Below are 17,385 nucleotides of genomic sequence, written 5' to 3'. Positions count from 1 at the left end.
GGGCGGTCCTGTTGTGATGAACAGGACCGCCCCGCGTTGACGCACGGCTGTGCGTATTACTTCACTGCTTGCTGCACCGGCTGGTTCACCGCCTACTTCACCGCGCCCGCCATCACCCCGGAGACGAACTGACGCTGGAAGGCGAAGAAGACCGCGAGCGGAATCACCATCGACACGAAGGCGCCGGGCGCCAGCACATCGATGTTGTTGCCGAACTGCCGTACCTGCTGCTGCAGGGCCACCGTGATCGGCGGGGAGTCGGAGTCCGCGAAGATCAGCGCGACCAGCATGTCGTTCCACACCCAGAGGAACTGGAAGATCCCCAGCGAGGCGATCGCCGGACCGCCCAGGGGCATCACGACCCGGGTGAAGAGCCGGATCTCGCCCGCCCCGTCGAGCCGGGCCGCCTCCAGCAGTTCCCTCGGGATCTCCGCGAAGAAGTTCCGCAGCAGGAAGATCGCGAAGGGCAGCCCGAAGGCCGTGTGGAAGATGATCACGCCGAAGGTCGTCTCGAAGATCCCCACCGCGCCGAAGAGCTTGGAGACCGGGACCAGTGCGACCTGCACCGGCACCACCAACAGCCCCACGACCAACAGGAACCACCAGTCGCGGCCGGGGAACTCCATCCAGGCGAAGGCGTATCCGGCCAGTGAACCGATCACGACGACCAGGACGGTCGCCGGGACGGTGATCATGACCGTGCTGAGGAGGGAGTGGGTGATGGTCGAATTGTCCAGCAGGCGTGAGTAGTTGTCGAAGGTGATCTGGGACGGGGCCGTGAAGATCTTCCACCAGCCGGTCGCCGCGATGTCGTCCGCGCCGCGCAGCGAGGACAGCAGCAGCCCGATGGTCGGCATCAGCCAGAACAGGCCCACCAGGATGAGGAAGGCCCGCATCACACCGCCGCCCGCGCGGGCGGCGATGCGCGAACCGAGGGACTGCTCGGCCTTCACCGCTCCGGTTCCGGCTGTCGCGGTCGTGTCCGTGTCCGCGGTCGACGCTGTCGTCATCGGCGTCCCTCCTTCCGGATGCGGCGAATATTGAAGAACATCACCGGGAGCACCAGCAGCAGCAGGAGTACGGCGATGGCGCTGCCGATCCCCAGGTCCGCGTCCGTGCCGAACGAGGAGCGGTAGAGCTGGAGCGCCAGCACGTTCGCGTCGTCCTGCGAGGAGCCGGGTGCGATGATGAAGACCAGGTCGAAGATCTTCAGGACGTTGATCATCAGCGTGACCAGCACCACTGCGAGGACGGGCGCCAGCATCGGCACCGTGATCCGGCGGAAGACCTGCCACTCGTTCGCGCCGTCCACCCGGGCGGCTTCGAGGAGTTCACGCGGCAGGCCCGCCAGGCCCGCGGCGATCAGCACCATCGCGAACCCGGCCCACATCCAGACGTAGGAGCCGATGATCCCCGGGGTGACGAGGGTCGGGCCCAGCCATTCGACTCCGTTGTACGGCTCGTTGAAGTTCGAGGCGGGGAGCCGGAGTCCGGCGCCGTCGGCCGAGGCGGGCAGGGTGAACGTACCGTCCGCGCCCGCCGTCGCCGAGGCGACCACCTTGCCGTCCTTGACCGCCTCCACCTTGATGCCCTTGAGCCCCAACTCCTTGGCGTCGATGACATTGGGCTTTCCGCCGCCGCCCCGGGTGAAGTCCAGCCACGCGGTGCCGGTGATCTTCCCGGCCTCCGTCGCGGCGGCCTTCGCGGGCTTCGCGTCCGTCGGCATCTTCGCCGGTGCCACGCCGACCAGCGGCAGTTGCACCGGCTGCCCGGCCCGTACCGGCGCCTTGGTGACGAACGAGCCGCCGCCACCCTCCTTGAGCGGGTGGACGGGCAGCGGATGCGCCTTCGGATAGCCCGCCGACTCGGCGAACGTGTCGTGCACACCCACCCATACGGCGTTGGCGACCCCGCGTTCCGGGGCCGCGTCGTACACCAGCCGGAAGATGATGCCCGCGGCGAGCATGGAGATCGCCATCGGCATGAAGACGATCAGCTTGAACGCCGTGCCCCAGCGGATCCGTTCCGTCAGCACCGCGAAGATCAGCCCGAGGGCCGTGGAGACCGTCGGCGCGAACACCACCCAGATCGCGTTGTTCTTGACCGCCGTACGGATGGTGTCGTCCGTGAACAGCGCCTTGTAGTTGTCGAGTCCGGCGAAGCCCGTACCCGCCTGGTCGAAGAACGACCGGTAGACGGAGTACACGATCGGATAGACCACGAGCGCGCCCAGCAGCACCAGCGCGGGCGCCAGGAACAGCGCCGCGAAGATCCGGCGGGTGCCGGTCACACTCCTGCGGCTGCGTCCCGGGCCGCCGGCCGGGGTGTCGGACGGCTTTCTGGGTGCGGGCAGCGACGGCTGTCCGGACGGATGCTTGTCGGCGGGGGGCACCGCTTCGGCGCCCCCCGCTGCGGCTGTCGTCATCCCGTCAGCTCTTGTACGCCTTGGCCGCGTCGGACTCCAGCTTCGCCTGGGTCCCCGCGATGTCCTTCGGGTTCTTCAGGAAGTCCTGGAGGGTCTTCCACTCGCCCTTCCCGGGCGTCCCGCCGAACGACTGCGGGGCCTGGTCGGACATGTCGAACCGGACGGCGTCACCGGCCGCGATCAGCGCCTTCGCCATCGTGCTCTGCACCTCGTTCGGATACGCGGCGGCGTCCAGGGACTTGTTCGGCGAGATGAACCCGCCCTGCTCGGCCATGATCTTCGCCGCGTCCGTCGAACCCAGCCAGGTCAGCAGCGCCTGGGCGCCCTTGCCGTCCTTCAGCGCCACCGCCGCGTCGCCACCCGTCACCACGGGGGACTCGGCGCCGACCGCCGGGAACGGGAACACCTTGGCGTCGGTCCCGATCTTCGCCTTCGTCTGCGCGATGTTGACGGCCACGAAGTCGCCTTCGTATACCATCGCGGCCTTTGGCTGGTCGCCGCCGGTGAAGGTCTGGGTGACCGAGGCCGGGAACTCCGTCTGCAGTGCGCCATCGGCACCGCCCGCGATCAGCGACGGCTTGCCGAACAGCTCCGCGAGCGTGGTCAGCGCGTCCTTGACGGACGGGTCCGTCCACTTGATCTCGTGCTTGGCCAGCTGGTCGTACTTCTCCGGGCCCGCCTGGGAGAGATAGATGTTCTCGAACCAGTCGGTGAGGGTCCAGCCGTCCGCGCCGCCGACCGAGACAGGGGTGACACCCGAGGCGGAGACCGTCTCGGCCGTCGCCAGGAAGTCCTTCCAGGTCTTCGGCTCGGACGCGCCCGCGTTCTCGAACGCCTGGGCGTTGTACCAGATCAGGGACTTGTTGGCGGCCTTGAAGTAGACGCCGTACTGGGTGCCGTCAACGGTGCCGAGGTCCTGCCAGACCTTCGCGTAGTTCTTGGCCAGCTGGGCCTTGGCCTCGGCGCCGACCGGCTTGGCCCACTTCTTCTCGGCGGCCTGCTGGATCGCGCCGACCTGCGGGATCATCGCGACGTCCGGCGGCTGACCGCCCGCGATCTTCGTACCGAGGAAGTTGACAATCGGGTCCTGCGCCGGGACGAAGGTGACCGTCGCCCCCGTGCGGTTCTCGAACTCCTTGAGGACCTTGACGAAGTTGGCCTGCTCGACCCCGGTCCAGACCGCCGCGACCGAGAGCTTCTCGCCGTCCAGCTTCGGCAGTGTGACGCCCGACGAGTTCTTGTCGCCGCCCCCGGAGCTCTTGTCCGGCTTGCCTTTCCCGCTGCCACCGTCGTCGCCGCAACCGGTGAGGGCCAGTGCACCTATGGCTGTGAACACCACGGCGGCCCTGCTGATCCGAAGGGTTGTGCGCATCGCTGCCCCGTCTCTCACGTCGTCGTGTGCGCACAGTCCTACGCCCGGTGTAACGGCGCCGCAATACCGCTTCCGGTCCCAACTCGATGATCGTGATGGGCTCGTGACATGATGTCAGTGAATGTACGGAACAGGTATCCCCTCAGGTGTGAACGGGCCCGAACGGGGCTATCGGCTCGGCGTTCACCGACCGGGCCGCCCGCTCCAGCGCACTGGCCAGCAGCGCCAGGTCCGTCGGACCGTTGCCCAGCTCACGGACCGGGCGCCTGGTCGGCGGATCGCCCATCCGCTCCCACTCCAGCGGGACGACGGTGGGGCGCAGGGTCGCCGTACGCGGAATGCGCCCCGTCACCCTGCCGCCCTGGAACGGGGTCACCCGCCCGTCCGGATGCCCCAGCCTGCCCCGTCCGGGCGCCGGGTCCTCCGGTGACTGCGGGACGACCGGCGCGTCGAGCACGATGCGCAGCCGGGCGCCATGAGCCAGGTCCGTGTCGTCCGTACGGTCCGGGCGGGCGGACGTCGCGACCAGATGGACGCCGAGCCTGCCGCCGTCCCTCGCCACGGCCTCCAGGGCCCGCACGACCGAACCCGCGGCGGGGCGGCCGGGGCTGCCGAGCGCCGGGGCGACCAGCGCGTCGAAGTCGTCGACGAGGACGACGAGCCGGGGCAGCGGGGAGGGACCGGGGTCCGTGGACCGCGCGGCGGCGGGCCTCAGCCGCAGCGTGCCGCTCATCGGGGAGTCCACGTCGCCGCGCTGCTCCGCGGCGCTCGGCGGGCGCTGGCCCACCATCCGCTGCGCCACCTCGTGCCGGTGATGCCATTCGGTGAAGTCGTACGGGCCGAGCAGCTCGGCGCGCCGCTTCAGCTCGCCGCCCAGCTCCTGCGCGAACTCCCGCATCCTGACCGGATCGGAGGCCACCAGGTGGGCGAACGCGTGCGGGAGCTCGGTGCACGGGCGCAGGCTCTCGCCGCGCTCGCCACCGGCGCCGTCGACCAGGAGCAGGCCCAGCCGGTCGGGCCGGGCGGCCGCGGCCAGCGAGGCGGCGACGGCCCGCAGCAGCTCCGTACGTCCGCTGCCGGACGGCCCCTCGATGAGGAGATGGGGGCCCTCCTCCGCCAGATCCACACCGACCGCGCCCCGGGGCCCGGCCCCGAGCACCACGACGGGACGGCCCGCGGCCACGGCAGCGGTGCCTTCGGTGGAGGCGGGCGTTTTGGTGCTCGCGTCCGTGTTCGTGTCGGTGTCCACGGCGGTACGTACGGCCGCCGCCCCGCTCTCGGAGCCCCGGGCCGCGACCCGGGGTGTGTCGCCGCCGCGCGGACCGCTGACCCGGTTCGAGGTCCGCCCGGACCCGGTGGAAGGGAGACTGGCGGCCCCCTGGGCATCGCCACCGCTCCAGGTGCCGGACCCGGGAACGGTGCGGGAGCTGGGGGTGTCCCCGGGCGAACCGCCGTAATGCCCCGGGTACGGGGTGCGCCCCGAGCCGTGGGTGTCGCGGGTGTCGTCGCGCGCGAGGCCGTGGCCCGCTGTGCCGACGTGGGTGGTGGTCTCGCTGCCGGGGTACAGGGTGCGGCCCGGGCCCGGGCCGTATCCGCCCTCGCCGCTCGTGCGCTGGGCGCCGACGCGCGGACCCGTGCCGCGCGGGTACTCCGTACGGCCCGAACCGCGGGCATCCGTCTCGGCCGCGCCCGCAACACCACCGGCGCCCGCGGGCCCGCCGGACCAGCGGCCCGAGCCGCTGACCGTGGCGCCGGGCTGGTGGTCCGCCGTGGAGGCCCAGCGTGCCATCAGGGAGGCCGGGGTGGCACGGGCCAGACCCAGCTCGTCCAGCAGACGGGCGGTCGGCGGGAGCGCGGCCGAGGCGGACCGGCCGTGGGCTGTCGCCGAACCCTCCGTACGCAGCGGGGCCAGCGCCCGGCCGAACCGCTCGGCCCAGTGCGCCGACACCGCGTCCACCGCGGCGACCGTGCCGTGGCCCGCGGCCCGGCCGTCCGCCGTGCGCAGCAGCCGCAGCGCCGTCGCCACGTCGCCGCTCAGCATCGCCACCGCCCCGCACTCGCGGAACGCGATCGAGGCGTGGCACGCGGCCTCGTACGTCGCCGCGACCGGCGAGGTGGGTGTGGCGGCCGGGGTCTCGGCCAGGCAGATCAGATGGATCCCGGCGGCGGCACCCGCGGCGGCCAGCCGCGCGGTGTTCTCGCGCAGCACCGCCGAGCCGGGGTCGCCGTCGAGAATCACCACGGTGTACGGACCCGTGTACTGCGCGGCGGCCTCGGCGACCGTGCTCCGGTCCAGGCTCGCCCAGCCGGGCCCGAGAGGTCCGTCGTCCAGCCGGCGCACCAGCTCCGTCGTACGGGCGGCGGCCTGCTCGCGGTCGTACGCGAGGAGCAGCCGGCAGTCCTGGCCGTGCATCGGCCGCAGATGGGGCAGCCAGCCGAGCCAGGCCCACTCGCGCCTGCGCTCGTCCGCGCCGCGGGCGCGGTCCGTGCTGATCAGGACGATCTCCAGATCGGCGGGGGAGTGCAGCGCGGCGAGCTGCGCGACCGTGGAACGAGCGAGTCCGGCCAGCCGGGTCCGCGGCCCGGCGAGGCCGAGGGAACCGGCCTCCCGCAGCGCCACGGTCACCGGCACGGCGGGCAGCCCGGCCCGGTCCGTCGTCCCCAGACGCACCACGAGTGCCTCCGGATGCGCCGTGTCACGCTCCCACAGGCGGGGGCCGGGGCCGAGCGCGGTCAGCAGCACGGCCGAGGGGTCGGGCCAGGTGCTCTCCGGGGCGGCCCCCGAGGGCATCACGGGGGAGGTGGCCGGGAAGGGCTGTTCGGCCGCGCCCGTCTCATCGGGTGCCGCCTCGTGCACCGGCTCGCCCTTGTTGCCCGCGAGTCTGCGTGCCCAGGCACCTATCCCGCCCCGGCGGGGCGTTTCGTCGTCCGGAAAGCGGGGGGAGCGCTCGGTGGAGGGCGGGCGGCCGGTGTCCGATCCGCCGTCGCCGCTCCCGTACGTGTGAGAGGCGCCGGGTCCTTCATGCGGGGTAGGGGCGGCCGGGGCGTAACCGTGGCCGGAGCCGTACTCCTCGGCGAAGCCGTCGTCGGCGGCGCCCGCGGCCGCCGTACCGGACACCCGTAGATGTCCCTCGCCGTCCGGGGCCGTCGCCAGCGTCGGCGTACGCGCGCCGGAGGTCAGCCGGAGCGACGATTCGCCGAGCCGCAGCAGCGCGCCGGGCTTCAGGCGGACCGGGCGGTCGCCGACCTCCCTGCCGTCGAGCAGGGTGCCGTTGGTGGAGCCCAGGTCGGCCACCGCGACCAGGCCGTCCGCGGAGACCGTCACCGCGCAGTGCAGCCGGGACACATCGGGATCGTCGAGCGGGACGTCCGCCTCGGTGGAGCGGCCGATCCTTATCCGGCCGCCGTGCAGCAGATGGACCCCGCCCGCGTCGGGCCCCGCGACCACGTGCAGCTGTGCCGGAACGGCGTCGTCCACCGCCTCGTCCTCGCCCGGGACCTGGAGGGAGAGCACCGCTCCGTCCACCAGCGGGGGCTCACCCAGCGCACATCGCTGCGCGTCGAGCCGCTCACGCCCGGCATACAGCACCACCGCGCCGCTGCCGAGCGAGCCGTCTGGCCCGGAGACGGCCGCGGCCAGCTGGGACGTCACGGTGTTGAGCGCCGTCCCCGGCGGGGCGGTGACCAGCACGTCGCAGGCGCGCGCCGGGGTCTGGCCGCTGCGCGGCGCGAGGACGGTCAGCCGGATCTGCATCGCCGTCAGCGGTCCCTTCTGCGCGGGGCGCCGGGCAGGGGAAACGCCCTGTGATTCCCCCCACCCGACACGGACGCGTCGTCCGGTACAGGTTCGTCACGCACCGCAGGGCTCCCTGAGCCCACAGTCCGTGCTGGAGGCATCCTCGCACCTGCCACTGACAACACGCCCGGGGGTCACCGCTAAGTGATCTTGAAAGGTCGGCTGTGCGCCCATAAGTGCCTGCTTGGAACGTTCTCGACGGTGGCCGATTCCTTACGGGAGGGTGCTGGGAGAGGTTCGTCGCACGTCTGTGCGGCAACCATCCGCCCGGTGTGAGCGTCTTGTTCCGCAACCGGCCGGTACCTCCTTCCAGGAGGCACCCGGAGCCGGCGGACAGGTGCGGCGGAGGCAACCGGGCGGACCAGCCCGACCTCGCCGGTCACCCCACTAGAGTGGGCCGGAACTCCCGGGTGTATCCGGGAGCACCGTAAGCACCACGATCTGCAGGGAGCGCATGACGTGCGGCCGGTAGGCAGCAAGTACCTCCTGGAGGAGCCGCTGGGACGCGGCGCCACGGGCACCGTCTGGCGTGCCCGCCAGCGGGAGACCGCGGGCGCCGAGGCGGCCGTCGCCGGCCAGCCCGGCGAGACCGTGGCGATCAAGGTCCTGAAGGAGGAGCTCGCCAACGACGCGGACGTCGTGATGCGGTTCCTGCGCGAGCGCTCCGTGCTGCTCCGGCTCACCCACGAGAACATCGTGCGCACCCGCGACCTGGTCGTGGAAGGCGATCTCCTCGCCCTCGTCATGGACCTGATCGACGGCCCCGACCTGCACCGCTACCTGCGCGAGAACGGCCCGCTCACCCCGGTCGCCGCCGCGCTGCTCACCGCGCAGATCGCGGACGCGCTCGCCGCCAGCCATGCCGACGGCGTCGTCCACCGCGACCTGAAACCCGCCAACGTCCTGCTCGACGAGCGCGACGGCCAGATGCACCCGATGCTCACCGACTTCGGCATCGCGCGTCTGGCCGACTCCCCGGGGCTCACCCGGACCCATGAGTTCGTCGGCACGCCCGCCTATGTGGCGCCGGAGTCCGCCGAGGGCCGCCCGCAGACCTCCGCCGTCGACATCTACGGCGCGGGCATCCTGCTGTACGAGCTGGTCACAGGCCGCCCGCCGTTCTCCGGCGGCACCGCCCTCGAAGTCCTGCACCGGCACCTCAGCGAGGAACCCCGCCGCCCCACCACCGTCCCGGCCCCGCTGTGGACGGTCATAGAGCGCTGCCTGAGCAAGGACCCGGACCGGCGGCCCAGCGCCGAGAACCTGGCCCGCGGACTGCGCACCGTCGCGGCCGGCATCGGTGTGCACGCCAACTCCGCCCAGATCGCGGCGGCCGACGGCGTGGGCGCCCTGCTCGCACCCGACCCCGCGCCGACGGCCGTGCCCCGGACCCCCGGAGCGGCCGACCCGACCCAGGTGCTGCCCGGCAACGCGGGCTCGTACGATCCGAACGCCGCGACCAGCGTCATGCAGCACGCCCCCGGCCCGGGCCAGGGCGCGGGCGGGCACGCCGACCCGACCACGGTCATGCCGCCCGTACCGCCGCACCCGGACGGCCCGCCGCAGCCCGAGGAGCCGCACCCCTGGCAGTCCCAGCTCCGGGCGGCCCGCGACCGCAACGAGCAGACGCAGGTCCAGTACCTCGACCCGAGCCAGGACCCGCTGCGCCGCCGGCCCCAGCGCTCCCAGCCGCAGCAGCAGTCCCAGCAGCCTCAGCGACGGCAGCAGCCGCCGCAGCATCAGCAGTACCAGCAGCCGCAGCAGTACCCCCAGCCCCGGCAGCAGCAGTACCAGCCGCAACCCCAGTACCAGCAGCCGCAGCAGCCCCAGCGCCAGCAGTACGCGCCCCCGCAGCAGCCGGCGCCCCAGCAGCCGGTGCCGCGCCAGCCCCGCGAGCCGAGGCAGGGCAACGCCAACCCGATGAAGATCCCCGGCCTCGGCTGCCTCAAGGGCTGTCTGTTCACCCTGGTGCTGCTGTTCGTCGCGGGCTGGCTGATCTGGGAACTGACCCCGCTGCAGGACTGGATCGGCCAGGGCAAGAGCTACTGGCAGGCGATCAGCGACGCCGTCTCCAGCTTCACGGACTGGGTCTCGAAGTTGGGCGGCGACAGCGGCAGCAACGGCAGCAACGGCGCCTGAACACCCGCGACATCATCAATTCTGTAGCTATATCGACTTCTGCGGGCCAGTTTCCACCGCAATTCGCCCGCAGAAGTGAAGGTTGGCGCCGACCCGGGCACTCAACACCCCGATCGACGCGTAACTTTGTCGACCGGGGGTCATGAGCGACGGTCCATCGCCAGCCGCTGAGGGAGCAGTCTTGGCACGGAATATCGGCAGCCGGTACACCGCCCACCAGATCCTGGGGCGCGGCAGCGCCGGCACGGTGTGGCTCGGCGACGGGCCCGAGGGCCCGGTGGCCATCAAACTGCTCCGCGAGGACCTCGCGTCCGACCAGGAGCTCGTGGGCCGCTTCGTCCAGGAGCGCACCGCCCTGCTCGGCCTGGACCATCCCCATGTCGTCGCCGTCCGCGACCTCGTGGTGGACGGCAACGACCTGGCGCTGGTCATGGACCTGGTGCGCGGCACGGACCTGCGCACCCGCCTCGACCGCGAACGCCGCCTCGCGCCCGAGGCCGCCGTCGCGATCATCGCGGACGTCGCCGACGGCCTGGCCGCCGCGCACGCCGCCGGAGTCGTCCACCGCGACGTCAAGCCGGAGAACATCCTGCTCGACATGGAGGGCCCGCTCGGTCCCGGCGGCTCGCACCCGGCGCTGCTCACCGACTTCGGCGTCGCGAAGCTCATCGACACCCCGCGCCGCACCAAGGCCACGAAGATCATCGGTACGCCGGACTATCTGGCCCCCGAGATCGTCGAGGGTCTCCCGCCGCGCGCCGCCGTGGACATCTACGCCCTTGCGACGGTGCTGTACGAGCTCCTCGCGGGCTTCACCCCCTTCGGCGGCGGCCACCCCGGCGCGGTGCTGCGCCGCCACGTCACGGAGACGGTCGTCCCGCTCCCGGGCATCCCCGAGGAACTCTGGCAGCTCCTGGTCCAGTGCCTGGCCAAGGCCCCGGCCTCCCGGCTGCGCGCCTCCGAGCTCGCGGCCCGGCTGCGCGAGCAGCTCCCGCACCTGGCCGGCATCCCACCGCTCGACGTGGACGAGCCGGACGCCGAACCGGAGCCCCCGGTCTACGACGAGCAGCAGTACACCCCCGTACCCGAGGAACCCCGCCGCCGCGGCGCGGTCCCGCTGGTCCCCGGCTCGTCCACCGATTCCAACCGGGACACCCACACGAGCATGCGGGTACCGGCCCCCGACGAGCTCTCCGGCGGCCCCCGCGGCACGGCCAGGGCCCCCCGCTCCCCGGGCAGCCCCCGCCCCGGCTCGGCCCGCAACAAGTCCGCGGCCGTCCGCAAACGCCGACTGACGCTGGGTGCCGCGGCGCTGGTGCTGGTGGTGGCCCTCGGTGTGGGCGGCTGGCTGGCACTGGGCGGCGACGACACGGAGGCACCTGCCCAGGACACGGAGAACTCGGCGCCGGGAACACCCTGACCCGTGAGCCCCGGCAAGGCGGTCCCCGGTGGCCTCAGGGGCCTTAGGGGCCTTTAGGGCACGCCGTCCCCATACCGCCCGCGGACGCGTCCCGCACCCGGTCGCCGGGTCGTGATCCTGCGGCCCGAGGAACGTCCGTGCCGACAGCCGTTACGCTGGACCCGTGGCAGTCGTCGATATTTCCGAAGAGCTGAAGTCCCTCTCCTCGACCATGGGGTCGATCGAGGCCGTCCTGGACCTGGATGCGCTGAGGGCGGACATCGCCGCGCTCGAGGAGCAGGCGGCCGCGCCTTCCCTCTGGGACGACCCGGAGGCGGCGCAGAAGATCACCAGCAAGCTTTCCCACCTCCAGGCCGAGGTCCGCAAGACCGAGGCCCTCCGCGGCCGGATCGACGACCTCGAAATCCTCTTCGAGCTCGCCCAGGACGAGGGCGACGCCGACGCCCTGGCCGAGGCCGAGTCCGAGCTGGCGTCCGTCAAGAAGGCGCTGGACGAGATGGAGGTCCGTACGCTCCTGTCCGGCGAGTACGACTCCCGCGAGGCGCTGGTCAACATCCGGGCCGAGGCCGGTGGCGTGGACGCCGCCGACTTCGCCGAGAAGCTCCAGCGCATGTACATCCGCTGGGCCGAGCGGCACGGCTACAAGACCGACGTCTACGAGACGTCGTACGCGGAAGAGGCCGGCATCAAGTCGACCACCTTCGCCGTCCAGGTGCCGTACGCCTACGGCACGCTCTCCGTCGAGCAGGGCACCCACCGGCTCGTCCGGATCTCGCCCTTCGACAACCAGGGCCGCCGCCAGACGTCCTTCGCGGGTGTCGAGGTGCTGCCCGTGGTCGAGCAGACCGACCACATCGAGATCGACGAGTCCGAGCTGCGCGTCGACGTGTACCGCTCGTCGGGCCCCGGCGGCCAGGGCGTCAACACCACGGACTCCGCGGTGCGCCTGACCCACCTCCCGACCGGCATCGTCGTCTCCTGCCAGAACGAGCGCTCGCAGATCCAGAACAAGGCGTCCGCGATGAACGTCCTCCAGGCGAAGCTCCTTGAGCGCCGCCGCCAGGAGGAGCAGGCCAAGATGGACGCCCTCAAGGGCGACGGCGGCAACTCCTGGGGCAACCAGATGCGGTCGTACGTCCTGCACCCGTACCAGATGGTCAAGGACCTGCGTACGGAGTACGAGATGGGCAACCCGGAAGCGGTCTTCAACGGCGAGATCGACGGCTTCCTGGAGGCGGGCATCCGCTGGCGCAAGCAGCGGGAGAAGTAGGCGGCCTGTTCCAGGTCTTTACGGCGGTGCCGGAATCCCCGAGGGGTTTCCGGCACCGCCGTTTTCGTCGGGGACGGGCACGGGGCGGCCCCCGAAGGGGAGTTGGGGTTCCGAGTTACGAAGGAGCCGTGGTGAGTGCGTCACAGTCGTGGTTCTGAATGGGGGTCAACTGCGAGCAAAACGGTGCGCATTGCACGGAACGGCCTTGACGTAGCCCTTAACTCTGGACAGGGTGCTGGAACAGCATGCGTATGTCTGGGACGGATGTGAACGGGGGCGGGCGGCATGACCACGGTTTTAGGTGGCACCGCTCGGAGCGAACTCCGCAGCGCCGGGGCCCGCATATGGCTGCTCCATTGACGAGAACAGCTACTGGGGGTAGCAGCAGATGACCAAGAAGACGCGAGTACGCGTCGCGCGGATAGCCGCGGGTGCGGTGATCGCCGCGGGCGCCTCGCTCACCGCTGCGGGTGCGGCGTCGGCCGTCGGCATCGGGATTGGCGTGGACGCCGGTGACGCCTCCGTCAGCGCCAATGTGCAGGTGAACGACTTCAACGGTGCCTCCGAGGGCAGTGACGGCGCCGGCGGTGCCGACGTTTCCGGCGGTGGCGATGTCTCCGGTGGCGGTGACGTGTCCGGCGGTGCCGATGTCTCCGGCGGCGGTGATGTGTCCGGCGGGGGCGACGTGTCCGGTGGCGAGGATGTCTCCGGTGGCGGCGATGTCTCCGGTGGCGGTGACGTGTCCGGTGGCGAGGATGTCTCCGGTGGCGGTGACGTGTCCGGTGGCGAGGATGTCTCCGGCGGGGGTGACGTCTCCGGTGGTGGCGACGTGTCCGGTGGCGAGGATGTCTCCGGCGGCGGCGACGCCACCGGCGGTGGTGACTCCGCTGCGGGCGGTGGCGACGCGGCTTCCGGCGGCGGCCACTCGGCCACGGGCGGCAACGCCTCCGGCGGCAACCAGTCCGGTGGTACCAGCACCTCCGGCGGCTCCGGCACCACCGGCAGCGCCTCCTCCGGCTCCGCGACCGGTGGCGACACCGGCACCTGCACCGTCGACCTCGACGGTGCGAAGTGCGTGGACAACACCACCCCCGACTCCGCCGGCAACCAGCCGGTCGAGCAGGGCAAGGGCAAGGACGAGCTCGCCGAGACCGGTGCCGCCGAGACCACGTTCCTGCTGGTCGGCGCCGCGACGATGATCGCCGGAGGCATCGGCTTCCGGATCCTGCCGCGCCTGGTGAACGGCCGTACGGTCGCCTAAGGGCCGCCTGCGGTACTGATACGCACAGAGGGGCCCGGGACGCCAGTGGCAGATTCTCGGGGTCCTCGCAACACCTGATGGCTTACGTGGTCGTCAGTAGATCACGCAGACGCTCGGCTGGAGTTTTCCAGCCGAGCGTTTTGCGTGGGCGGCCGTTGAGTTGCTGAGCGACGTGTTCGAGGTCTTCGGGGCTGTGCACGGACAGGTCGGTGCCCTTGGGGAAGTACTGCCGTAGCAGGCCGTTGGTGTTCTCGTTCGATCCGCGCTGCCAGGGTGAGTGCGGGTCGCAGAAGTAGACCGGAACACCGGTGGACACGGTGAACTGCTTGTGCGCGGCCATCTCGCAGCCCTGGTCCCAGGTCAGCGAGCCGCGCAGGTGCTCGGGAAGGGTCTGGATCAGGGGCACCAGCACGTCACGGACTTCCTCGGCGGTGTGCCCGCCGGGCAGGTGGCCGAGCATGACATAGCGGGTGGAGCGCTCGACCAGGGTGACGATCGCGCTCTCGTTGCGGGTGCCGACGATCAGGTCGCCTTCCCAGTGGCCGGGAACCGCCCGGTCTGCGACCTCGGGCGGCCGCTCGGAGATCATCACCATCTCGTCGACGAACCGGCGCGTTCGCTGGTCCGGGCTGCGGTGCGGCTTGCGGCGGGTGCGCCCGGTGCGCAGCGCTGCCGCGACTTCACGGCGCAGTCCGCCACGGGCCTGCACGTAGATCGCCTGGTAGATCGTCTCCGGACTCACGCGCATGCTCTCGTCGTCGGGGAACTCGGTGACCAGAGCGTGACAGATCTGCTCAGGTGACCACTGCTGCTGCAGCTTGTGGGCGACGTAATCACGCAGCGGACCGTCCGTAGCGAGCTTGGACGCCTTGGGCCTCGGACGGCTCTTCGCCCACGCCCGCTGTGCCCGGTGCGGCTGATAGACGCCCTCGACCGAATGGGCGTCGATCTCCCGCTTGACCGTGGAGGCCGGTCGGCTCAGCGCTCGCCCGATCGCCCGCAGCGATTGACCCTCACGACGCAAGTCAGCGATCAACTCCCGCTCCGCCACCGTCAGGAACCGGTGGTGCAGCTCGGCCTCGACCGCCGCAACGGACGGCTCCCGCGATGCGGCACTGGTGGTTGTCACACCGGTCTTGTAATCGATCCGGCGCCCGTCCGGGTGCAGGCGCGCGCCGTTGCTCTTCCTGATACCACGGTCCCAGTCCCGCGCAGTGCGTTCATGGACCCCGACCAGTGCCGCGGCCTCCCGCTGCCGGACCCCGGACGCGCGAAGCCTGTCGTACTCCACTCGCCCCGGATGCCCGGCCGCGCCCGGCTTCCCACGCCCACGCACGCCGGCTTTCCGCGCCCACCCGGCCGCCGTGTGACGGCTCACCCCGACCACCCGAGCAGCCCCCGCGACACTGCCGTTCTCCCGGTCCAGCGCCTCGAAGAACCTCACCTTCAAGCCCTCAAAATCCACGATCCCCGCAACTCCCTGAAGACCAGGGTGTTGCGGGGATCGCTAGAACCCGCCAGTCGGCATCCCGGGCCCCTCTGTGTACGCGTACACGCTCCGGCAGGCGGGCGGACGGCCTTGGCTGTGCAGTCGCTACACGGTCTGGTGCGCCAGCAGTGCCAGCGCGCCCACCAGCACCACCAGCAGGGCCACCAGCGTCACAGGGCTCAGCCCCGCGAACATTCCCTGCCCCTGTTCCTGCTGCAGCCGTGCGCGGCTTGCCCGGCACACGGGGCAACGCCCCTCGTTCACGGGCGCCGCGCAGTTCGCGCACACCAATCGGTCATAGGTCATGCGCTTTCCTCCTCCCGCGCGGCGGAGCCGCACAAGCTTTCACTCCGCACAACGCTCATGGAAACGCAAACGTTCCCTACCACTGTGCCAGCTCGCGCGGAATTCGGCGCGGCCCGCCGGACATCACCCGTTCCGTAGCGCTTCGCGCCCGCAGGTCACCGGTGCCGTTCCGCCATAAATCGCCCATCCTCGGACGCTCGCCTGCACGCGTCAGCCCGGTTCGCGTATGGTCACGCACACCTACTCCCGGCCGACCGTGGTGCATCCGTGATCCGATTCGACAACGTCTCCAAGACCTACCCGAAGCAGAGCCGTCCCGCTCTACGGGATGTGTCTCTCGATATCGAGAAGGGCGAGTTCGTCTTCCTGGTGGGCTCCTCCGGCTCCGGCAAGTCCACCTTCATGCGACTCATCCTCCGCGAAGAGCGCGCCAGTCAGGGCATGGTCCACGTCCTGGGCAAGGACCTCGCGCGCATGTCCAACTGGAAGGTGCCGCACATGCGCCGCCAGCTGGGCACGGTGTTCCAGGACTTCCGGCTCCTCCCCAACAAGACCGTCGCGGAGAACGTGGCGTTCGCGCAGGAGGTCATCGGCAAGCCGCGCGGTGAGATCCGCAAGGCCGTCCCCCAGGTCCTCGACCTGGTCGGCCTCGGCGGCAAGGAGGATCGGATGCCCGGCGAGCTCTCCGGTGGTGAGCAGCAGCGCGTGGCGATCGCGCGGGCGTTCGTGAACCGTCCCATGCTGCTGATCGCGGACGAGCCGACCGGCAACCTCGACCCGCAGACCTCCGTCGGCATCATGAAGCTGCTGGACCGGATCAACCGGACCGGCACCACCGTGATCATGGCCACCCACGACCAGAACATCGTCGACCAGATGCGCAAGCGCGTCATCGAGCTGGAGCAGGGCCGTCTCGTACGCGACCAGGCCCGCGGCGTCTACGGCTACCAGCACTGAGCATCGAGCACTGAAAGGACGCCATGCGCGCCCAGTTCGTCCTGTCGGAGATCGGCGTCGGCCTCCGTCGCAACCTCACGATGACCTTCGCCGTCGTCGTCTCCGTCGCCCTCTCGCTCGCCCTGTTCGGCGGCGCGCTGCTCATGCGCGAGCAGGTCAGCACGATGAAGGACTACTGGTACGACAAGGTCAACGTCTCGATCTTCCTGTGCAGCAAGAGTGATGTGACCTCGACGCCCAAGTGCGCCAAGGGTGCTGTCACCAAGGAGCAGAAGGAGCAGATCGAGGGCGACCTCAAGAAGATGGACGCCGTCCAGACGGTCACGTACGAGTCGGCAGACCAGGCGTACAAGCACTACCAGCAGCAGTTCGGCGACTCGCCCATGGCGAGCAACATCACGCCGGACCAGATGCAGGAGTCGTTCCGGGTCAAGCTCCACGACCCGAAGAAGTACAAGGTCGTCGCCACCGCCTTCGCCGGCCGTGACGGGGTGCAGTCGGTCCAGGACCAGAGATCCATCCTGGACAACCTCTTCGGGCTGATGAACGGCATGAATGTGGCAGCCCTCTTCGTGATGGCGCTGATGCTGGTCATTGCGCTGATGCTGATCGTGAACACCGTCCGGGTGTCCGCGTTCAGCCGGCGGCGCGAAACCGGCATCATGCGGCTCGTCGGCGCGTCCGGCTTCTACATCCAGATGCCGTTCATCATGGAGGCCGCGTTCGCCGGTCTCATCGGCGGTGTGCTCGCCTGCGTGATGCTGCTGGCCGGGCGGTACTTCCTGATCGACGGTGGTCTGGCGCTCCAGTCGAAGCTGAACCTGATCGACTTCATCGGCTGGGACGCGGTCTTCACCAAGCTGCCCCTGGTGCTGGCAATCGGGCTGCTGATGCCCGCCGTTGCCGCTCTCTTCGCGCTCCGCAAGTACCTGAAGGTGTGAGAAGCGCCC

At 70.8% G+C, this 17,385-nt stretch carries 12 protein-coding genes; 6 read left to right on the top strand and 6 right to left on the bottom strand.

Annotated features, from left to right (window positions below):
• Nucleotides 1–92: 92 nt before the first annotated feature.
• The 4 genes from OG507_RS15210 to OG507_RS15195 all read right to left on the bottom strand — a co-directional run bounded on the left by OG507_RS15210 (nt 93) and on the right by OG507_RS15195 (nt 7,551).
• Nucleotides 93–1,010, bottom strand: coding sequence for a carbohydrate ABC transporter permease (locus OG507_RS15210; protein ID WP_327367736.1), 918 nt, complete (start codon nt 1,008–1,010; stop codon nt 93–95).
• Nucleotides 1,007–2,425 carry a carbohydrate ABC transporter permease gene (locus OG507_RS15205; RefSeq protein ID WP_327367735.1) on the bottom strand — a complete coding sequence of 473 codons (1,419 nt, stop codon included), beginning with the start codon at nt 2,423–2,425 and terminating at the stop codon, nt 1,007–1,009. Before OG507_RS15205 ends, OG507_RS15210 begins: the two co-directional genes overlap by 4 nt.
• A 4-nt stretch (nt 2,426–2,429) precedes the next feature.
• The gene (locus OG507_RS15200) at nt 2,430–3,797 is read right to left on the bottom strand and encodes an ABC transporter substrate-binding protein (protein ID WP_327367734.1); all 1,368 of its coding nucleotides are present in this window, start codon (nt 3,795–3,797) and stop codon (nt 2,430–2,432) included.
• Between the two features lie 142 nt (nt 3,798–3,939).
• Nucleotides 3,940–7,551, bottom strand: a complete 3,612-nt coding sequence (locus tag OG507_RS15195) for an FtsK/SpoIIIE domain-containing protein (protein WP_327367733.1) — start codon at nt 7,549–7,551, stop codon at nt 3,940–3,942.
• 501 nt (nt 7,552–8,052) lie between these two features.
• Between OG507_RS15195 and OG507_RS15190 the strand changes: the two genes are divergently transcribed.
• From OG507_RS15190 to OG507_RS15175, 4 genes are all read left to right on the top strand, one after another.
• Complete coding sequence (locus OG507_RS15190; RefSeq protein ID WP_327367732.1) at nt 8,053–9,732, top strand: serine/threonine-protein kinase; 1,680 nt, start codon at nt 8,053–8,055, stop codon at nt 9,730–9,732.
• A 181-nt stretch (nt 9,733–9,913) separates the two neighbouring features.
• A complete protein-coding gene (locus OG507_RS15185) occupies nt 9,914–11,152 on the top strand; it encodes a serine/threonine-protein kinase (protein ID WP_327367731.1) in 1,239 nt (412 codons plus the stop codon).
• Nucleotides 11,153–11,315: 163 nt separating this feature from the next.
• Nucleotides 11,316–12,422 carry a peptide chain release factor 2 gene (gene prfB / locus OG507_RS15180; RefSeq protein WP_327367730.1) on the top strand — a complete coding sequence of 369 codons (1,107 nt, stop codon included), beginning with the start codon at nt 11,316–11,318 and terminating at the stop codon, nt 12,420–12,422.
• Between the two features lie 388 nt (nt 12,423–12,810).
• A complete protein-coding gene (locus OG507_RS15175) occupies nt 12,811–13,683 on the top strand; it encodes an LPXTG cell wall anchor domain-containing protein (protein WP_327367729.1) in 873 nt (290 codons plus the stop codon).
• A gap of 82 nt (nt 13,684–13,765) precedes the next feature.
• Here OG507_RS15175 and OG507_RS15170 read toward each other — a convergent pair whose 3' ends face one another.
• Together OG507_RS15170 and OG507_RS15165 are read right to left on the bottom strand one after the other, a co-directional pair.
• Nucleotides 13,766–14,974: an IS30 family transposase gene (locus OG507_RS15170; RefSeq protein ID WP_442811097.1), complete on the bottom strand. Its 1,209-nt coding sequence runs from the start codon at nt 14,972–14,974 to the stop codon at nt 13,766–13,768.
• Between the two features lie 303 nt (nt 14,975–15,277).
• Nucleotides 15,278–15,478, bottom strand: a complete 201-nt coding sequence (locus OG507_RS15165) for a hypothetical protein (RefSeq protein WP_327367728.1) — start codon at nt 15,476–15,478, stop codon at nt 15,278–15,280.
• A gap of 267 nt (nt 15,479–15,745) precedes the next feature.
• On the opposite strand from OG507_RS15165, the gene ftsE reads away from it, so the two are divergent.
• Together ftsE and ftsX are read left to right on the top strand one after the other, a co-directional pair.
• Nucleotides 15,746–16,435: a cell division ATP-binding protein FtsE gene (gene ftsE / locus OG507_RS15160; RefSeq protein ID WP_024489199.1), complete on the top strand. Its 690-nt coding sequence runs from the start codon at nt 15,746–15,748 to the stop codon at nt 16,433–16,435.
• A gap of 23 nt (nt 16,436–16,458) precedes the next feature.
• The gene (gene ftsX / locus OG507_RS15155; protein WP_327367727.1) at nt 16,459–17,376 is read left to right on the top strand and encodes a permease-like cell division protein FtsX; all 918 of its coding nucleotides are present in this window, start codon (nt 16,459–16,461) and stop codon (nt 17,374–17,376) included.
• Nucleotides 17,377–17,385 lie beyond the last annotated feature (9 nt).

Origin of the sequence: Streptomyces sp. NBC_01217 (assembly GCF_035994185.1) — a bacterium.
Lineage (GTDB): Bacteria > Actinomycetota > Actinomycetes > Streptomycetales > Streptomycetaceae > Streptomyces.
The sequence above is the reverse complement of the archived record's forward strand: the minus strand, read 5'-3'. Positions and strand labels throughout refer to the sequence as shown.